The 18,832-nt window shown below is 69.4% G+C and carries 17 protein-coding genes; 4 read left to right on the forward strand and 13 right to left on the reverse strand.

Annotated features, from left to right (window positions below):
- The first annotated feature begins 76 nt into the window (after positions 1 to 76).
- A complete protein-coding gene (locus GF068_RS12705) occupies positions 77 to 580 on the forward strand; it encodes a hypothetical protein (protein ID WP_153819614.1) in 504 nt (167 codons plus the stop codon).
- Here GF068_RS12705 and GF068_RS12710 read toward each other — a convergent pair whose 3' ends face one another.
- The gene (locus GF068_RS12710) at positions 581 to 2,365 is read right to left on the reverse strand and encodes a C25 family cysteine peptidase (protein WP_170319447.1); all 1,785 of its coding nucleotides are present in this window, start codon (positions 2,363 to 2,365) and stop codon (positions 581 to 583) included. It abuts the gene before it with no gap.
- 94 nt (positions 2,366 to 2,459) lie between these two features.
- Between GF068_RS12710 and GF068_RS12715 the strand changes: the two genes are divergently transcribed.
- A complete protein-coding gene (locus GF068_RS12715) occupies positions 2,460 to 2,681 on the forward strand; it encodes a hypothetical protein (protein WP_153819616.1) in 222 nt (73 codons plus the stop codon).
- A gap of 313 nt (positions 2,682 to 2,994) precedes the next feature.
- Entirely contained in the window at positions 2,995 to 3,543 is a 549-nt protein-coding gene (locus GF068_RS12720) for a type II toxin-antitoxin system death-on-curing family toxin (RefSeq protein WP_170319448.1), read from the forward strand.
- Between the two features lie 402 nt (positions 3,544 to 3,945).
- On the opposite strand, the gene GF068_RS12725 is transcribed toward GF068_RS12720, so the two are convergent.
- The gene (locus GF068_RS12725) at positions 3,946 to 5,634 is read right to left on the reverse strand and encodes an ATP-binding response regulator (RefSeq protein WP_170319449.1); all 1,689 of its coding nucleotides are present in this window, start codon (positions 5,632 to 5,634) and stop codon (positions 3,946 to 3,948) included.
- A 350-nt stretch (positions 5,635 to 5,984) separates the two neighbouring features.
- On the opposite strand from GF068_RS12725, the gene ppk2 reads away from it, so the two are divergent.
- Positions 5,985 to 6,983 (forward strand): polyphosphate kinase 2, encoded by a 999-nt coding sequence (ppk2, locus tag GF068_RS12730; protein ID WP_206079461.1) that lies wholly within the window; start codon positions 5,985 to 5,987, stop codon positions 6,981 to 6,983.
- A 541-nt stretch (positions 6,984 to 7,524) separates the two neighbouring features.
- Here ppk2 and GF068_RS12735 read toward each other — a convergent pair.
- The 11 genes from GF068_RS12735 to GF068_RS12785 all read right to left on the reverse strand — a co-directional run bounded on the left by GF068_RS12735 (position 7,525) and on the right by GF068_RS12785 (position 18,691).
- Positions 7,525 to 8,013: a hypothetical protein gene (locus GF068_RS12735; RefSeq protein WP_153819619.1), complete on the reverse strand. Its 489-nt coding sequence runs from the start codon at positions 8,011 to 8,013 to the stop codon at positions 7,525 to 7,527.
- 63 nt (positions 8,014 to 8,076) lie between these two features.
- The gene (locus GF068_RS12740; RefSeq protein ID WP_153819620.1) at positions 8,077 to 9,504 is read right to left on the reverse strand and encodes a PPC domain-containing protein; all 1,428 of its coding nucleotides are present in this window, start codon (positions 9,502 to 9,504) and stop codon (positions 8,077 to 8,079) included.
- A gap of 175 nt (positions 9,505 to 9,679) precedes the next feature.
- Entirely contained in the window at positions 9,680 to 11,023 is a 1,344-nt protein-coding gene (locus GF068_RS12745; RefSeq protein ID WP_153819621.1) for an outer membrane protein assembly factor BamB family protein, read from the reverse strand.
- A 49-nt stretch (positions 11,024 to 11,072) separates the two neighbouring features.
- Positions 11,073 to 11,801: a RadC family protein gene (gene radC / locus GF068_RS12750; RefSeq protein ID WP_153819622.1), complete on the reverse strand. Its 729-nt coding sequence runs from the start codon at positions 11,799 to 11,801 to the stop codon at positions 11,073 to 11,075.
- Positions 11,802 to 11,902: 101 nt separating this feature from the next.
- Positions 11,903 to 12,364 carry a hypothetical protein gene (locus GF068_RS12755; protein WP_153819623.1) on the reverse strand — a complete coding sequence of 154 codons (462 nt, stop codon included), beginning with the start codon at positions 12,362 to 12,364 and terminating at the stop codon, positions 11,903 to 11,905.
- A 79-nt stretch (positions 12,365 to 12,443) separates the two neighbouring features.
- Positions 12,444 to 13,214 (reverse strand): hypothetical protein, encoded by a 771-nt coding sequence (locus GF068_RS12760; protein ID WP_153819624.1) that lies wholly within the window; start codon positions 13,212 to 13,214, stop codon positions 12,444 to 12,446.
- Between the two features lie 291 nt (positions 13,215 to 13,505).
- The gene (locus GF068_RS12765) at positions 13,506 to 14,156 is read right to left on the reverse strand and encodes an HNH endonuclease family protein (protein ID WP_153819625.1); all 651 of its coding nucleotides are present in this window, start codon (positions 14,154 to 14,156) and stop codon (positions 13,506 to 13,508) included.
- Positions 14,131 to 15,504, reverse strand: a complete 1,374-nt coding sequence (locus GF068_RS12770) for an AAA family ATPase (protein WP_170319450.1) — start codon at positions 15,502 to 15,504, stop codon at positions 14,131 to 14,133. Before GF068_RS12770 ends, GF068_RS12765 begins: the two co-directional genes overlap by 26 nt.
- An 11-nt stretch (positions 15,505 to 15,515) precedes the next feature.
- Positions 15,516 to 16,244 carry a competence/damage-inducible protein A gene (locus GF068_RS47005; protein WP_338046352.1) on the reverse strand — a complete coding sequence of 243 codons (729 nt, stop codon included), beginning with the start codon at positions 16,242 to 16,244 and terminating at the stop codon, positions 15,516 to 15,518.
- 15 nt (positions 16,245 to 16,259) lie between these two features.
- On the reverse strand, positions 16,260 to 16,529 hold the full coding sequence (xseB, locus tag GF068_RS12780; protein ID WP_240806838.1) for an exodeoxyribonuclease VII small subunit: 270 nt from the start codon (positions 16,527 to 16,529) through the stop codon (positions 16,260 to 16,262).
- Positions 16,526 to 18,691 (reverse strand): HEAT repeat domain-containing protein, encoded by a 2,166-nt coding sequence (locus GF068_RS12785; RefSeq protein ID WP_153819627.1) that lies wholly within the window; start codon positions 18,689 to 18,691, stop codon positions 16,526 to 16,528. Before GF068_RS12785 ends, xseB begins: the two co-directional genes overlap by 4 nt.
- Between the last annotated feature and the right edge of the window lie 141 nt (positions 18,692 to 18,832).

Raw genomic sequence — 18,832 nt, forward strand, 5'->3', positions numbered from 1 at the left:
GGGACGTCGCAATCGTGCGGGCCGTATCCGAGCCTTTGGCTTTACGCGGGCCCCGGGATCGGATACCTCGAATGGGATGGGACTCCTCGAAGGCTCGATAGGGCGCGTCGCGACTCTGCTCCTCTTCGCCCCGGGCTGCAACAACGGCCCCGCGCCCGAGCCCCCGCCCACGCTCGCCGCCGCGCCGCCGCCTCTGCCCGCGTCCGAGCCGCTCGTCGCGCCGGCGAAGGTGGACGAGCAGAATTATAGCCTGTCGATGCAATCGTCGGGGGGCTACAAGGCCGGCGAGCAGGGCTTCGTCGAGGTGGTGCTCGTCCCCAAGGGCGAGTTCCACTGCAATCAAGAATATCCGTACAAGATGAAGCTCGGCGCGCCGCCCGCGGGCGTCACGTATCCCGCGCCGATGGTGCGCGCCGACGGCATGACCCTCTCGGCGGAGCGCGCCGTGATGCGGGTGCCGTTCGTCGCGCAAAACGCGGGTGACGCCCGGGTGGCGGGGAAGTTTTATTTCTCGGTATGCACGTCCGAGCAATGCGTGATCGACAACCGGGACCTCGCGATGACGGTGAAGGTGGAGTGATCAGCGCGCCTCTGCGGCGACCGTGAGGCGCGTATGCCCCATCGCGGCGTCGCCGCTCCCGGATGCGAACACCTTGATCGCATACTCGCCGGGCTCGGCGGGCATCTTCACCCGGAAGCTCGCGCGCCCCTCGGCGACGACCCCCTCGGCCCGCGAGACGACCTTGTCCGACGCCGCCGCGTGACTCGCGCGCATCACCGCCCAGGCTTCCTCCTCGGGCATGGCCCGGAGCGTGGCCTCGCTCGGCACCTTCGCGCGCACCACGCTCCGCCGCGTCTCCACCGTCAGGAGCGCCTTGCCCGACGGGATCTCCTTCGATTCGATCGAGATCGTCACCTCGGCCCCGGGCGCGCGCGCCCCGCCCCCGCCCTCGACGGAGAGCACGGCCCTCGCCGGGTATCGAAGCACGGTCGCCGGGTCCCCGAGCAGGTTGTAAAGGCCCTCGTGCTCCGCGGCGAGCTCGGCCGGGTCCGATTGAAAGAGCAGCGGCGCGAGCGGCACCTCCCCCTCTTGCATGCGGCGCTTCACGGTCACGACGCCCTCGCCGATCGTGGGCGCGCGCTCGTCGACGAACGTCTTCACGATGGCCTCCCCGTAAAGCGCGTTTGGATACGGGTGGCTCTCGCGGCTCGACGCGAACGCGGCGATCGCGCCCTCGGGGTTCAGGACGAGCGCCTCGGCGACCGAGCGGCGGCCGTAGGGCAGGTCGTAATAACCGGTGTTGCAGGTGATCGAGACGAAAAAAGGTTTGCCCTCGACGATGCGCAGCCGCGCGAGGTCCCACGCCGTGCCGATGTGGTAATGGCGGTGGTTGAAATGCACGTCGTCGAAATGGGTCGAGGCCCCGTGGCCGACGTAGCCCGCGATGAGGGCGCCCGCGTCGAGGCGCTCGACGAGGCGGGCCGAGAGGTCCCGGAAGGGATAGGCGTACGGCGAGCCGAGCTTCGGGAAGACGACGTCGACGTCCCAGTCGTAGGGCACCTCGTCGTCGAGCAGGCGCGTCATCGTGCTCTCGATGAGGAAATCGGCGAGCGCGCCGAAATTCGCCGGGCCGCTGAAGAGGGCGATGCTGCGCCGCCACGCGCCCTCCGCGCGTGACGTCTCGTAGCCGATCACCTTCCGCGCGAAATCACGCGCCTCGTCGGGCGTGCGCGCCGGCACCCGGCCCACGGCGAGCGGCGCGGGGTGGCGGCCTTCGGCGAGGTCGGGTTGTCCCGACGCACCCACGTGGGCGAGCGCGTACGGCAGATCAGTCGCATAGTCCTCCTCGCCGTGGCGGCGCGCCCGGTGCTCGTGCTCGAGCTGGACGCCCTCGTGCGCGTGCTCGTCGGGCCTGTGGTTTTCATAGCCGAGCTTCGGCCGGTAAAACGTGGGCAAGAGCGCGCGCGCCTCGGCCGACTCGTCGCTCCCCGGCGCGTCCCCCACGAGCAGGACGAACCGGAGGCGCTTGCCCGCCCGCGAGGCGATCTGCCGAATGGCCTCCGCGATCCGCTCGGGCGGGGGCGCGCCGAGGGCCCCCGGCGCCGCGAGGTCCTCGATCACGACGCGCTCGACGCCGAGCCCCCTCGCCTCGCGGTGCAAGAGGAGCGGCTCGATCCCCTCGAGCAACACGCGCGGGCCGATCGCGATGTAATCGACGTCCGCGCGCCCCTTCGTCGCCGCGGGTTCGCCCGCGCCTTTGGCCTGCAAAGCCGAGCTGTCCCGCGGGACGGCCGAGCCGCAGCTCGAAAGTCCCAGGGTCAAGCCGAGTGACACCACGACCGGTACCAGGCGAGGGGCACGCATCCCGGGGATCCTACCGCGTCTCCCGGCCGTTTTACCAGGGGCAAGCCTCCCGTGAATCGCGACATGGCCCAGGTCGCCGTGGTACCTTCGGGCCGTGAAAGCCCGTGCCCTCCTCCTCCTCAACCTCATGATCCTCGGCGCGGCTTGCTCCGCCACGAACCCCTCCACGTCCAGCCGAGGCGCGGGCTGCGACGGCGCGGGGGGCGACGGAGGCGCGGCCGGCTTCGACCCGACGGGCGCGGGCGGCGGCCCCGAGACCCCCACCGACCCGAAGACCTGCGCCGGGGCCGCCGAGGCGCCGACAGTAGCAAGCTAGGTGGCTGCTCCGTGGCAGGCACTGTCAATGGCGAGGCTCGACTCGTCCTCACGCCGCGCAAGTACATCACTACGCTTGTTCGAAGATCGATTCTGGGCTATCGTGATGCAATCTCCCACGACATCTTCGGAGGAAACCGTGACGCAATTTTTGGATGAGGCAGATGTACTTAAGATTCACGACGAACTAGTCGAAATGTTTGCGGGGACGGCGGACCCGATCGTGCCCTCAGGTCCACGCGACAAGACACTGGTAGGCTCTGCCTGCACCAGGCCACGCACTGGAATCGGTGACGCCGAGAAGTACGCTTCCGTTGAGACGAAAGCCGCGGGCACTGTTCCATTCGCTCGTCAAAAACCACCCGTTTCACAATGGCAACAAGCGAACCGCGCTAGTGGCTCTCATCGTCTTTCTCGCTAAGAACGACCGGCGGTTCGACAACAACACGATAGACGATGAAATTTTCGAGTTTGTCACAGGTGTCGCTGCTAGTAACCTCGGAGAAGGACGGGGAGCAGATGACGAAGTATCTGATATCGCGACATGGATAAGAAACCGCACGGTCCGCAATGATTTTCGTGCTCGCTCTATGCGACCCAACGAATTCCTGGATTGCTGCCGACAGGCCGATCTAGTCGTGAAGGAGCTCGGAGGATCGTGGTTGGTTCGCGGCGAACGGGGAACAATTAAGTTCAGCAAGTCCACTGGGGAGCTAACAGGCAACGTTGTGAGGGGTTATGTACGGCAGTTGGGAATAAAGGACCCTACGGTGAGCCTGGCAGAGTTCCAGGACGGATTGGAACCTACGCAAGAGGCGATCCGTCGCTTCCGGGCAGTACTTATCCGGCTCGCCAACGCATAGACAGCGCCTGCCCATGCCGGATTCAGAAATCACCTTGGGTGGCGTTACGGCGTCTAGCCAATGTCGTGAACCCTTCCGCAGTGGTTGGTCAGCACCACCGAAGGCGACCCGGCGATGAGCTTCGCCACGTCGGTCGAGCAGTTCCGCAAGTAATACGTCTTCTCGCGCCTGCCGATTACGACGCGAGTTACGCCGACGTGATCATGCCCCTCTTGGCCTCGCTCACGCTCGACGGACAGACCCTCTCCATCCAGCCGAAGCCCCTGAGCTCAGGCTTCGGCGTCGCGCGCGTGCCGCTCTCCAATGCCATGGGCGGTGCGCACGTGCTCGAGGCCACCCTGCCCGTCGGCATCCAGGTCATGGGGTACGGGACGTACACGAGTTATGAGTATGCGGGCGGCCTCAACTTGGGCGGGATCGCGCTGCCGCCTTGGCAATCGCGAGCCGGGCGATCACGGCGGCGAGATCGGCCGGATCGAGCGGCTTCGCGACGTGCACGTCGAACCCGTGCAAGAGCGCGCGCCTCCGGTCCTCCGGCCGCGCGTACGCCGTGAGCGCGACGACCGGCGTCGCGCCGCCCTCCGCGGGGGAGGCGCCGCGGAGCTGCTCGATGAAATGGTACCCGTCCTGCCCCGGCATGCCGATGTCGCAGACGACGACGTCCGGCCGCGATTCTTTGATTTTTTCGAGCCCCTCCTCGGCGTCGCCGGCCACGAGGACCGTGGCGCCGCGGCTCGACAGGTAGGACGAGAGCATTTCGAGCACGTCCGGCTCGTCGTCGATGAGCAGGACGCGCCGGCCCGAGAGGCTCGGCCCGGGCGCCGGCCCGAGGCCATGAAGCCCGGTCGTCACCTCCGGCGACACCACGAACGAATCCTGCTTCCGCGGCAGGCGCACGACGAACCGCGCGCCCTTGCCTTCGCCTTTGCTCGTCACCTCGATCGTGCCCCCGTGCAATTCGACGAGGTGCCGCACGATCGCGAGCCCGAGCCCGAGCCCGCCGTGGGCGCGCGTCGTGCCGACGTCCGCCTGGCGGAAGGGCTCGAACACGTGCGGCAGGAACGCGTCCGAGATGCCTTTGCCCGTGTCCTCCACGGCGAGCTCGACGTGGCTGTCGTCGCCGAGCAACGAGACGAAGACCTGCCCGCCCGTCGGCGTGAATTTCACCGCATTGGAGAGCAAATTCCAAACGACCTGCTGGAGCCGCGCCGGATCCGCGCCGAGCGGGCGGACACCTCCGTCGAGCGCCTGCACGATGTCCACGCCTTTCGCGGCGGCCGAGGGGCGCACGACCTCGATCGCCTTCTCGATCACCACGATGGGATCCACGTCCTGCACCTCGATCCGCATCGATCCTGCGAGGATCTTCGTCACGTCGAGCAGATCGTCGATGAGCTGCGCCTGCGCGCGCGCGTTGCGCTCGATCACCTGCAGCGCCTTCGCGAGCGTGTCCGGCGGCGGCAGCCTCCCGCGCAGGATCGTGGCCCAGCCGAGGATGGCCGTCAGCGGCGTGCGCAGCTCGTGGCTCATCATGCCCAGGAACAGATCTTTCGCGCGGCTCGCCTCCTCGGCGCGCCGCATCTCGGCCTTGGCCCTGTCGAAGAGCTGGCCGCGCTCGAGCGCTTGCCCCGAGAGGAGCGCGAACGCCTCCATTTCGCGCTGATCGTCCTCCGTGAACGTGGTCGGCGAACTGAATACGAGCGCGAGCGCCCCGAGCCGGCTCTCGCCTGCGCGGATCGGCAACACGAAGAGCGCCTGCATGCCATAAGCGCGCGTCCGCTCGAGCGCCGGATAACGCGCCTCGATCGCGCTCCGGTCTCCGAAATACATCGGCGTATCGGCGCGCACGGCGTCGGTGAGCGGCAGCTCCTCCGAGAGCGGAATCCGCCGGCCGAGCCAGAACACGCGCACCTCCTCGGGAAAACCCTCCATTCGCACGATCTCCAGGACCCCGAGCGTGTCCACGACGTTCGCGTACATGCCACGTGCCGCCCCGAACGCCGCCCGACCCTCGCTCAGGATCGCGTCGATCACCTCACCCGTCGTGCGCGCGGCCGAGAGCCTCGTGGTGAACGATTGCAGTCGCGCCATGCGCTGTCGCTCACGCTTCGCTTCCTCCGCAATGGTTCCGTCCGAAACGGAGCAATGCTCTGGTTGCATGTCCAGCAATCGCTGGTTTTCCCGGCGCAGATGCTCGATCTCGCGTTCCAGCGATTCGAGCCGGACTCGGGGGTCTTCGTCCGCCATCGGGCGCACCTCAGAGTCATTGCATTTCGCTCCGGCGTCAAGCAAACCCGGCTCGCGTCCGTCCCTCGGCGCGCGGAGGCGCCCGGCAGGCGAGCCGAGCGCCACGGGGAAACTTCGTCCCCATCGAACAGGGCCCCCTTTCGATGCGCCCCCGCTGCCCCCACGACCACCGCGGTGAAGCGAGGTGGGTGGGCATGCCGCTCGAAGGGAGCAGCCAGGCGGAGCAGGGAGGGAGCAATGGGGTGACGCAGGACCGCGGCGCGCGCGTGGATCCGCCTGCGACGCCGCGCGAATTGCAGCCCGTGATACGGGCGCTCAGCGACCTGCCGCCCGCGACCATGCCGGAGTCCGTCCTCTCGCTCGAAGAGCTCTCCGACCTGCACACCTCGCGCGAGTTCATCCAGCTCTTGCGTTCGAAGAGCGTGGACGTCCGGCGCATCAAGGCGGCCGTCGATTACGAGAACGAGCTCGAGAAGCTGCAGGTCGAGCTCGTGAAGATGCAGCGCTGGGTGCAGGAGGAGGGCAAGCGGATCGCGGTCCTCTTCGAGGGGCGCGACGCGGCGGGCAAAGGCGGCACGATCCGGAGGTTCACGGAGTACCTGAACCCGCGCGCGATGAGCGTGGTGGCGCTGCCCAAGCCGACGGACGAGGAGACGGGGCAATGGTATTTCCAGCGGTACATGCGCAAGCTCCCGAACCGCGGGGAGATCGTCTTCTTCGACCGGAGCTGGTACAACCGCGCCGTCGTCGAGCCCGTGAACGGTTTCTGCACGCAGGAGCAATACGAGCGCTTCATGCGCCAGGTGCCGGAGTTCGAGCACATGCTCGTCGAGGACGGCGTGGTGCTCGTGAAGTTCTGGTTCTCGATCTCGAAGGAGATCCAGAGCGCGCGTATCGAGGCGCGCCGGAAGAACCCGCTCAAGCAATGGAAGCTCTCGCCCCTCGACGGCAAGGCCGAGGCGCTCTGGGACGCCTACACGCATTACAAGGAGATGATGTTTGGCCGGACGCACACGAGCTTCAGCCCGTGGATCATCGTGCAGGCCAACAACAAGCGGAAGGCGCGGCTCGAGAGCATCCGCTACGTGCTGTCGATCCTCGAGTACAGGGGCAAACAAGACGCGGGCACGAGCCTCGTCCCCGACCCGAACGTGGTCATGCGCTTCCACCGCGCCGCGCCCAAGGTCGACTGAGGCACCTTTCCGCCCTGCAGGTTCGTCATCGGGAATTTCACCGATGCGATGCCGAGGGGGCTGCCTGATCGCCAAGTCCTCGAACCCAGGTCGGGAAGTACCTGGCCCACGGCTTGCTCTATCTCCACGCGAGCGCCTGCTCCGGTCCCCCCCCCCGCCGTCGAGTAGGCGCTCTTTCTTTTTGTCCGCTGCCAGCCGAGACGACGCGGCGCGTGACCCCAGCGAGCGCGCGTGTCCATCCGCGCCGGAGCCGCCCCCTGCCTGGTTCCACCGAGCCTCGGGTCGGGTGGCCCCTTGCGTGCGTGTCGTGGATCCTCTGCAGCAGGATCCGGACCTGCACGGTTGTTGGCTTGGTGTTGCAAGGTTGCAGGCCCGAGGCAAGCCGTCGGGCCGAACCCCTCGAAATCAGGTCAGGAAGTACCTGGCCCACGGCTTGCTCTATCTCCACGCGAGCGCCTGCTCCGGTCCCCCCCCCCGCCGTCGAGTAGGCGCTCTTTTTTGGCCTTCGCGCCGGGTTTGTGATGAGAATCACGCACACGCGCTAACGCGGATCGCCGAGCACGAGCCCCGCGATCGCCACGCGCGAGCGAGGCAGGACCTCCACCACGATCGGCTCGCCGCCGCGGCAGAGGTCGAAGAATCGGCCACGCGTCACGAACCGCTCGCCACCGAGGGTGACGTACGTGATGGTCTCGCCATAGGCGTTGCCTTCGCTCGAGATCCGCTCGAGCTTGCCCGTGATACGCCGCTTCTCGCCGGCCCTGAGATCCGCGACCATCAGCGATACGAGCCGGTAGCCGAAATACCAGACGAGCAGGCCGATCGCGACCGTGACGGCGATCACGAGGCCGAAGTAGGCGGGCGCCTTCGAGCGCCTCGCGAGGCCGGCGAAGATCCATTGCAGGTCGAAGAGGAGGGTGACGAGCCCGGCGATGAGCGCGAATCGATGCGCCACGGAGCGGCGGCTCGTGATCTGGGTCGAGACGAGGGCGCGGTCCTCCTCGGTGAGAGGAACCTTTTCGTCCGTCATGAAGAGAGGATCGCAGAGGCGCGGCCGGAAGAAAAGACCCGCCGCGCCCCTGCGAGGGGGACATCACTCGGCGGCGCGCGGCGGCCAGGCCATGTCGAAGGAATCGACGGCCTCACCCGGCGCCACCATCGTCTGGAAGGGCGCGGGCGCCGAGAGCGCCTGGGACTCGCCCCTCACGTTGTTCCCGCTCGAGCGCCATTGCAGGCTGAGGTGGATGTGGTGGTGGTGGTAAGGCCACCCCGAGCCGTAGGCCATGTGGCTCGAGAACGAGCTGAGCTCCGACTGGCTGATCTTCCGGCGATCCCCCGACGGCAGGCTCGCGAGCTGTTGCGCCGCCGAACGGAGCAGGGGCGCGAGGACCGTATCCACGCCGATGACGCGCGTCCGCGGCGAGGCGAAGAGCTTGGCCATGAAGAACGCCTGCCGCGGCAGGTCGACGACGTGCTTCTGCGTCGCCGCGGAGGTGCAGTATCCGTCGCCGTGGGTCGCGCCGTCGTTGCAGACGATCTCCGCGTCGTTCGCCCCGTCGGTCTGGAAGTACGAGATGTCGATGTTGCCGCCCTGATCGTGCGTGCTCTGGGGATGACGCGGGTCGCCGACGTCATAACCGGGCGTGACGCCGTCCATCTGGCAGATGTCGATCAGCGAGAGCGGCTTCGTGCCCGGGAACGCCTTGCGCGTCTCGGCGAGGGCGTGGCGCACGAGCATGACGAGCTCGCGCCGGGCGAAACGGTAATTGGAGTACGAAGCGAAATCGTACCCGTCCCCGACGACCGGGTCGGAGGGATCCGGGAACGGGAACGGGATCAGGCCGCTGCCGCCGCTGCCGCGCCCCTCGCAATCGGCGAAGGAAAAACCGGCGCCCGTGCAGGTCTGGCCGTCCTTGTAGGCAACCTGATGGACGTTCAGGCTGTAGGTGTTCTGCGCGCCCGCGTGCCCGAGGACGCGGACGTAATACACCGACCCGCCCCGCTCGGAGTAGAAGCCATAATATTCGGTGTTCGTCTCCTGGCCGCGATACGCGTAGGGGTACTCGGCGCCGTTCCGCGAGCCGAGGAGGTTGCCCTGCCCATCGTAGGCCACGAGGTCCAGATCCCCGGCGGCGTGATTGAACTCGATGCCGACGCGGGTGATCGTCCGCGCGGGCACGACGACGCGGTACCAGTCTTCATCCCCCTTGGTGATGGAGAGGTTCTGCGTGGCGCCGAGCGGCATGTTCGTGGCGCTCTGGCGGACGTCGTTCGGCTCGTAATCCCCGCTGCCGGCCCACGCGGAGCCCGGCGCCTCGGGCAGGACCCCTTCGGCGACGAGCATCTCGTCCGTCGCCTCGGCGGGCTCGGACTCGTCGAGCTCGGCGGCGGGCTCGCCCTCGGGCACCTCGGTCGCCGCCGCGCCGAGGGTGTTCTCCTCGTCCAGTTCTCCCTGACAACCCTGCGCCACGGCGGCGAGGGCCATGACGACGAAGTAAGACCATTCACGGCGTACAATCATTTTTCTCATCCACCCGGTTGAAGTTCCCCCCCGGGATGGAACCGAACCTGATTCGAGCGTCCGGCCCGATCAAGCTCGAATCAGGGTTTGCCCGCGAATAAATGGGAGCATTGGGCGACTTTCCGGCCTCGGGCGCGGAGAAATGCCTCTCGATCGGGCAAGAAGGTCGGCGGCGCTACCGGCGTTCGCCGATCCCCCAGAGGCTCCAGCCGTCACGGAGATAAATGCGCCCCTCGCCGACCGTGATGGCGGGCTCGTTGAGCACGCGGTCGAGGACACGAGGGCGGAAGGCGCGGCAGGGCGCCGGCAAGGTCCAGCGCCAGAGGCGCGTGAATGGCTCCTCGAGGCGCTCGACGAAGAGGGCCTCGGGGCTCGACCAGGCAATGGCGTGCTCGTCCACCGCGACGATCGACGGCATGTCGGTCGACCAGAGCTCGAACGAGAGGCGCCCGCTCCAGGGGTCGAACGGCGAGCCGGGCCAGCCCCCGCCGAGCGACGAGGCGCCCCGCGGCTCGCCCGTCGCGGCGTCGAAGCGGTGGAGCTTCGCCTCCGTGCCCTCGACGCCGACGACCACGAGCACGCCGCCGCCGGGACCGCCCACCGACACGACGTCCCCCGGCACCTGCGCCTCCCAGCGGAGCAGCCCCGTCGCGGCGTCGAGGGCCGCGATACGCGAGGGCGCGCGGACGGGCCGCTGCTGGAGCAAGCTGCGCATGAGGGTATCGAGGGCCTCTCCCATGAGCGCCGGCTCCTCGGCGAGGGCCTCGAGCAGCTCCTCGTCGCAGGCCATCTTGCGCGCGGCGTCCTCGGCCACGCGGCCCGACCGATCGAGCAGGAAAAACAGGCCCCCGCCGGCCCCGGCGACCGTGCGGCTGCGGGCGCCGAGCGACCAGAGGACCTCGCCGTTCTCGACGGAGCGGGCGACGAGCGTGCCCCGATCGTCCGTCCCGCGCACGGGCGCGGTCACGCCGAGGACGACGTCCGCGGTGGTGGCGAGCATGGCCTCCTCGCTGCCCCAGGAGAGGCCACGCGCGAAGGAGCGGCATTCGGTCCGGTAAAACCGCACCTGGCGATAGAGCCAGGAGACCAGGTACCGGTCACCGGGGGCGCGGGCGAGGGGCATCAGGAAGAGCTTGCAGCTCACGTCGCCGGCCACGATGCGCATGTCGTTTCCGCGCGCCTGCTCCTCGGACCCAGGCGAATCGACGAGCCCGATCGCGCCCGCGGGGCTCACGTCGTAGACCCGGAGCGACGCGCCTTTCTGGTACACGGGCACGAGCGCGCGCCCGTCGCCCCAGGGCATGGGCAGCCCCGTGTAGGCGTCGGGGGCCTCGAGCGGCACCTGGAGGGTATAAATCGTGCGCCCGGTGGCGCCGTCGACGCATACGGCGGAGGCGTCGTCGCCCGCGAGCAGGACGCCCTGCTCGCCGAGGACGGGCCGCTCGAGGAAACCCGACCAGGGGCGCGGGGCCTGGCTCGAAAAGAGGAGCTCGGGCTCGGTGAGGGGCAATCGGGGCATGATCCATCTCCGGGCGGCGTGGACCGCTCCGCGGGCGAGTGTCCGACGATCACGGGGCGGCGGGCAAGAGACCGAGGTCGAGCAGCGACACGTACCGGCCCGAGCTCGAGATGATCACGTGGTCGACGAGGGGCACGCCCACGAGGCGGCCGGCGTCCTGGACCTTGCGGGTCATGGAAAGATCGGCGTCGGAGGGGTCGGGGTCGCCGCTCGGGTGGTTGTGGACGAGGAGGATGGCGGTCGCCCCGTCCTGGAGGGCGACGCGCAGGACGTCCCGGGAGGTGACGTGCAGGCCGTGGACGCCGCCCTGGGCCACGCGTCGGGCGCTGCGCAGGCCGTTGCGGCCGTCGAGCGAGACGACCCAGAGCTCCTCGGCCTCCCGGTGGGAGAGGCGGGCCGTGAACCAGGCGGCGACGGCGGCGGAGGAGAAGACCCCGGGCCGGGGCCGGACCGAGCGGATGAGCGAGCGCCTGCCGATCTCCAGCCCGGCGAGCAGGCGCAGCGCCTTGGCCGTGCCGACGCCGGGGATGGCGGCGATCTCCCGCGGCCCGAGCCGGCCGATGCCCTCGAGCCCGCCGAGCCGATCGAGCAGGTCGTTGGCGAGCCTCACGACGGGGCAGCCGACGAGCCCGGTGCCGAGGACGATGGCGAGCAGATCGGCGTCCGAGAGCATCAGGACGCCCTCTTCGAGCGCGCGCTCCCGCGGGCCGGGAGGCCCGGGCGGCGGGCTCTCGGGTGCGTTTTCGTTGGCCGGCGCGGCTTTCGGGATCGCTTGCATGCCCGCGGGCGCGAGCAGGATCCGGGCCGGGTGGAGTTCAGGACGATCGAGGTACCTGGCCGTGGCGGAGCGGGAGAACCACCTGGCGGGCGCCAGCTCGGCTAGGGCGCGTCGAGGATGCGGCGTCTTTCGGCGATCCAGGCGCGGCCTTCGGCCTCGGTCGTGAAGAAGCGGGTGGGGTTGTCGCTGGCGCCGTGCAGGAGGGCGACGGCGCGCGCGACGAGGCCCGCGAGGATCCGCAGGTGCGCGGAGGCGCCGATGACGGCGGTCCCGCGGAAGGCGAGGTCCTTGCCCGCCTCGGCCGAGGCTGTGCGCGCTTCCCGCGTGATCTGTCCGATGCTCGACATGTCGACGAGGAGGAAGACGCGGGGTTTTCCGAGGGCGAAGCGCCGCGATTCGTTGCTGAGGGCCCGTGCCGCCGGGCCGTCGAGGTCACCGATGTAGCGGACGTACCCGAGGTCCGGCGGCTCCCAGCGAAAGAGATGCGTGCCGATCCAGATCTCCGAGGGACGCTCCACGGGGGGATCGTAGGCCATGAAGAGGGCGCAACGAGCGAATTTCAACGGCAGGATTCAGCGTCCCGCCACACGCACGTGGCCGACAGTCAATGCAATGGCGATCGTGGAGGGAATGTGGAGGGGATCAGGTCACGGGGGAGCCGGGAGAAGCCGGCTCCGGGGTGGGGGTGCTTTTTTGGTTCTTCGCCGGCCGGTCTCTCCACTGCGCGAGCGGCGCGAGCAACCTCTCTGCGAGGGCCGCGGTCTGTGGCTCGCCCTCGCGCACGTGTGCCGCCACGCGCAGCACGTAGCTCCGGAGGGCGTCGAGCGCCTCGCCCTGGGCCTTGCGCACGCCGGGCGGCTCGGGCGTGGGCCTGGGCTTCGTGATCCCGAGCGCCTCGCCATAGGCCGTGTGCGCGAAGGCGAGCTCGTCGAGGAAGGGTTTGCCGCCGAGGTTCTCGATGACGACGTCGAACCCTTTTTCCGTGAGGAGGCGCATCCGCGTCTCGGCCTCTTGCCATTCGTCGGCGGCGCGAAGCCGCAGGAAAGCGAGGCCCTGCCCGAAGAGGGCGTCGTACACCTTCGCCGCCTCGGCGGCCTCGGGATGCCGCTCGGGGGGCAAGCGCTTGAAGGAGAGCAGCCAATCCGAGAGCGCGCCGAATGCATTGTCCTCGACCCGATCGGCGACGCCGACGACCGGAGGCGCTTCGCCCTCGGCGAGCACACGCTTGCCGAGCTCGACCTGGAGGGTCTCGCGTGAGGCGGCGAGGGTGTTGCGATCGGCGGCGATGGTGGAGGGGAGCATCAGCTCCCGGGAGGCGGTCTCGAGGAGCTCGGCGAGGAGCCGAGCCGTGGAGACGGCGGTCATACGAGGCAAGGAGACGAGCTGGTTGGGCGAGAACGAGCGAGACGACATGTGGACTCCTCCTCCCAGGCCGAGCCGGGGGACGCGTGGGGTGAAGCGGTAGGTCGGACGGCCGCCGGGCGGCGGTAGTCACGACGGAAACGTGCGTGGGAGGTGGAGAGGTGCTCGGCGTCGAGGGGTCGGTCGTGGGAGGGAGGAGCGGAGGTGCAAGGTGTTGAGGTTCCGGTCGTGGAGGGGAGGACCGGAGGGGCAACGTGTTGAGGTTTCGGTCGTGGAGGGGAGGACCGGAAGTGATACGCGTTGAGGTTCGGGGCGGGGGGAGGACGGCGGGGGGTCGTGCCCCTACGAGTTGCCGTACCGCTTGCGCGTCCAGAGCTGGAGGACGCTTCGGGCTGGCTCCTCCAGTGCGTCGGAGAGCGCTCGAACCGCCGACAGCGGGAACTCTCCCTTGTGTTTCGCGCGGAGCTTGTCGTGGGCCCTCTTGAGCCAGGCCTTGCGCTCGCTCACGAGGATCGGGTGGTTCAACCCGAGGCGCTTGTCGATGTCCTCCTGGAACCGTGGTTCCGTCGACTCCAGGCGACCGTCGGAGCCGCAGCGCAGGGTCGCGACATGTGACTTGTCCAGGGGGTTCAAGGAGATGGCGTCTTCCCCCTTGCGGGTATCACACGTCTGATCGTTCTTCGGAGAGCCCTCGCCTCCGAGGCAGGCGCCGAGCAGGTTGGTCCACGCGAGCTGGAGCGCTGGGAAGTGTCGCTGCGAGCGCCAGTGTTCGACCTTCATCTGGGCGACCGGCGACGCGTCCGGGTCCGTTCGGTGAGGGCGGACCTTGAAACCACGCATGCAGTAGCAGCAGAGCGCGTCCTGATCGCGGATCAGCGCCTCGCGAATCTCGACTTTGACGGGTGTGAAGTCCTTCCCGTCGTAGATGGCGCCCGGCACGGCGCGATAGTTTCGCAATGCCGAGGGCTCAGGCCCCTTCGTGATCACCCGCATCGATGCGCTCCACCACGTCGAGGATGCCCCGCAGCCTGCTGACCTCGGGATCACGCTCGGTCAATCTCTCGGCGAGCGCATCGAGCCGCTTCCGCGCCTCGGCGTCGTTGCCGTCGTCGATCAAATGCGCGATGGCTTCGAGTTCGGCGACGGTCTCTTTCGGGTGAGGCGACACGCCGAGGACTTCGAAGAGGATCGAGTTTGAATCACGGCCCTCGGTCGGGGCAGCGGGGTGGTAGGCCTGGGAGTCGTCGAGGACGATGACGGATTCGGTAGGTACTTCGCTGAGGACCTGGGGCGAGTGCGTCGTGATGATGAACTGGACCTTGGGGAAGGCGCGGCGCAGGTCGGGGATGACGCGGCGTTGCCAGGCGGGGTGGAGGTGCAGCTCGATCTCGTCGATGAGCACGATACCCGGCGTCTGTTCGGCGGCGTCCGCGCCGAGGTGGGGATTGAGCGTCGCCGCGCGGAAGGCCATGTCCGCGACCATGCCGAGGAGGTTCTTCTGCCCAGCGCTGAGCTGGGCGAATGCGAGGAAAAGGCCGGTCGTGGTGGAGCGGGCCGCGAGGTCGTCGAGACGGGCGTCGTAACGAACGAGATCGAACCCATCAAGGCACGCGAGGATGGCACGTCGGCTGGCTTCGAGGACCGGCGGTGTACGGCCGTCCTGGAGTGCGAGCAGCTCCATGCGCCGGAACCACGAACGCACGCTCGATAGATCCGTGGTGGGCTCGAGGCAACCTGCGTAACCTGCAAGGCGGGATAGATCGTCGCGCTTGGCGGATGGCTCTTGTCCGCTCCGCCAGGTGCGATCGGTGCCGTAATAGGCGACCAGCGGCAGCGTGACATCGAGGCCGTTTTGCACGGCTTCGCGCATCACCGTGGCAGAATCGACCAGGGATGAATCGACCTTCCATCCTACGGAACCCGGCGGTGTTCTCTCGACGCCGGATCCGAAGAGCTCACCAGACAGCCGCAGCTCCGCCTGGATGCGCGCGGGAAACTGGGGCTCGAACGTCGTGATCCCCGCCTTGTCGATCCGCGCCACGCGGACATCGGATGGAGATAGCGACCATCCCAAGGGCGCCGAGCCCACAATCGCTGAACCAACGATCGCCGACCCCATGACGAAGCCCCTTTCGTCATGAGACAGGTTCACCAGCCATCCGGCGAGCGCCGTCGCAATGGCATCCAGAAGGGTCGTCTTGCCGGCCCCATTCTTCCCGATCAGCACAGCCAGTCCGGCCTGGAACGACAAGGACGTCCGCTCGAAACACCGGAAGTTCTCGACGGCGAGTCGTTCGATACGAACCGTCGTATCGTGATGCTGGGCCTCGGGTGTCTGCACGCCCCCCTCCCCTACTCCACCCTCACGACCGCCTCTTCCGGCAAGCTCGCCGCGAACGCGTCCCGCGCCGACCGCACCTTCTCCCCGTCCAGCCCGTCGAACGTCAGCTTCGTTCGATATTCGAGCCCGCTCCAGCGCGGGTACGAGCCGACCTCCACGTCCGGGTGCGACGAGACCACGTGGTCGAGCATCGGCTTGAGCGTGCCCTCGTCCAGCGTCGTGAACACCGCGTGCGACACGAACGGCACGTCCGCGCCGAGCTCGTCGCGGATGAGCGGGATCTTCGCCTGGAAGATCTCCGGCACCCCGGGCAGCACCCACACGTTCTTCATCACCACCGTCGGCCACGGCATCGACACGCTCGACGCCAGGCGCGCCCCGTGCGGCATACGCGCCATCAGCAAATGACCCGCGGTCAGCTTCTCGCCGTAGTAGGCCCGAAGCATCGCCTCCATCGACGGCTCACTCACCACGTGCGTGCCAAACGCCCGCGCGACCGCGTCGATCGTCACGTCGTCGTGTGTCGGACCCACCCCGCCGCTCGTGAAGAGCCAGTCGTGCGTGGAGGAGAGCAGACGCACCTCCTCGGCGATGACGTCGATCTCGTCGAGCACCATCACCACCCGCCGGAAGACCACGCCGAGCGAACGCAAGGCCCGCGCGAGCACGACCACGTTCGCGTCCGCGATCTTGCCGCTGAGCAGCTCGTTGCCAATGATGAGCGCCGCCGCCGTTCGCACGGAGTCCCGCCCCTCCTAGCTCTCGAACTCGCGCACGATGGGCTTGCCCTGCGCGTCGACGCCGAGAAGCTCCTCCACCCGACGCTCGGCACGGTCGAGCCGCTCCTTCGCCGCACGCGCGAGGCGCACACCCTCCTCGAAGAGCGCGAGGGACTTCTCGAGCGGCAGCTCGCCACCCTCGAGCTCCTCCACGATGGCCGAGAGCCTACGCGTCGACTCCTCGAACGAGAGCGCGCCCGCTTGCGTCGCCGCAGTTGGCTTGTTCATCGCCGTCTCTTCGCTCATGGCGCCAGAGCGTCCCCCGGGACGGCCTCGGGCGCAAGCGTGAGCGCGGCAGGCCCGTCCGGCAGCCCCGGGACGAGCAGCACGCCGTCAGGATCCGCCACCACCGGCACCACCACGCCGTCCGAACGGACGAGCCGCGCCGCCCGCCCCTGGATCGAAACGAGCGCCGACGGCGCGTTCGCCACGAGCGACACCCACGCGACCGGGCCGCCCGGCACGCTCGTCGCCGGCAAAAGCGCGCGGCCGGTCTTCGTCAACGCCGCACGCGCGAGGGCCCGGACCTGGTCGTCGGGGTCGAGGTCCCGCGCGAGCTCGAGCGTCGCCACACGTACCTTCTCGCGACGCACGGAGAGCGCTCGCACGACGGCGCGCCGCACGGTCGGATCCTCCTCGAAGCGGTAGGCGCTCGCGAGCAGCGAGGTCGCGTCGGGCTCCGGATCGAGCGCGAGGCCAAGCGCCGTGTGCGCGCGGATGACCGGGTCGGTGCCCGCGAGCAGGCGCTTGATACGGCCGCGGATCGCCTCGTCGTCGCGGCTCGGGAGCGCACGCGCAGCCAGAGGCGCGAGCGGGCTCTCGCCCTCGGCCCAGCGCGCGAGCAGCGACGCCGAGAGGCCCGCGCCGCTCGGATCGGCGAGCAGCGCGACGCCCGCCGCGATCTCGATCGCCGAGGGCGCGTCGCCCTTCGAGGCCCTCGCGCCGAACACACGCGCGAGCTCCGCCGGTCCGTCGCCCTCGCCGGACGCGGCGCGCGCGAGCGAGGCGCGAGCCGCCGCGGCGACGAGCGCCACGTCACACGGCTTCTTGTCCGGGCAAGCAGCGTCGAGCGCGTCCCGCACGCTCGTGCGGCCCGTCGCGACCCGACCAAAGACGCTCACCGCGCGGTCGGCCGGCTCCTTCTCGTTCGCCATCGCCGCGAGCACGTCCCCGAGGCCACGCGGCTCCTCCCCGAGCACGAGCGCGCGCACGAGCGCCGCGCGCGTGATCAACCGGCGAGGCGCTCCCTTCTTCGCCGACGTGCTCCCGAGCGCCCGCTCGAGCGCCGCGCGCGCCTCCTTGCCCGGCATCCGCGCCAGGGCGAACGCCGCCGCCGTCGCATGCTCGGGCTTGCCGAGCGCGGCGAGCAGCGCCGTCGCCGCCTCCGGCCCGCCTGCGCGCCCGATCGCCGCGATCACCTGCTCTCGATCGTCGAGGTCGAGCGCCTCGAGCGCCGCGACGAGGGGCTTCACGAGGGCCGGCGAGGGCGCGACGAGCGCGAGGCGCACGCCGTCGAGGCGCGTCGGGCCCGCCGCGAGCAGCGCCCCGATCGCCTCGGCCGCGCCCACGGCGCCGAGCCGCGCGAGCACCTCGGCGCCCGCGCGCTTCTGCTTCACGTCGTCCGACTTCACCCACGTGCGCGCGGCCTCCCCGGCGCTCCCGTCCCCGAGCCGCGCGAGCGCGAGCGCCGCCGCCGCGCGGTGGGCCGGGTCCACGTCGTTCAGCGCTTGCCGCAGGCGCGGGATCGCGCGCACGTCGCCGAGCTCCCCGAGCAACACGCAGAGGGCCGGCTCGATCCGGCGACGCCCCTCGAGCAGCGGCGCGACCGACGCCGGCGGGTGGACCACGAGCGCCGCCTGCGCGGCCTCTCTGCCGGGCCCGCCTTGCAGCACCGCGCCGAGCAGCGCCGAGAGGGCCTTCTTGTCGTGGCTCCTCGCGAGCGCGAGCGCCGCGGCCCCACGCGCGAGCCCTCCGTGGGAGGCCGCGCGCGCCTCCGGCCCGCCTTCCGTGAGCTCACGGACGAGCAGCGGCCGCACGGCCTCACGATCCGCGTGCTTGGCCAGGATCCGCACCCCTTCGAGCCGCGTGCGCCCGTCACGCGTCAGGATCGACGACTGCTCGAACGCGCTCGTCAGCGCGTCGATCGCCTCCGGCGTCCCGATCGCGCCGAGGCGCTGCACGCCGCGCAGCCGCCCCTCCGCCGACCCCGACTCGAGCAGCCGCTCGGCGACGGGCACGCCGAACGTGCCGCGCAACGTGCCTCGGGGCGGGCCATAACTCTCGCCGTCGTCGTCGACGGTGACGGGCCGCGCCCGGCCCACGGCGATCCCTTGTGCCCCGGCCTCGGCGGAGGTCAGGCAGGACGCTGCGAACGCCAGCGTTGCGAAGAGGGCGAGCGAACGGCGCATCGGAGCGGCACTATCGACCAGGTGGGCTGGGGTTGTCACGCCCGAGTTGCGCGATGCCTTTTCCGAACCCTCAGAACGGAACGAAAATGCTGGTCGTTCTGGCGACCCGCAACTACGTTACGTCACCCGTCGGGGGGCCGA

Origin of the sequence: Polyangium spumosum (genome assembly GCF_009649845.1) — a bacterium.
Classification (GTDB): domain Bacteria; phylum Myxococcota_A; class Polyangia; order Polyangiales; family Polyangiaceae; genus Polyangium; species Polyangium spumosum.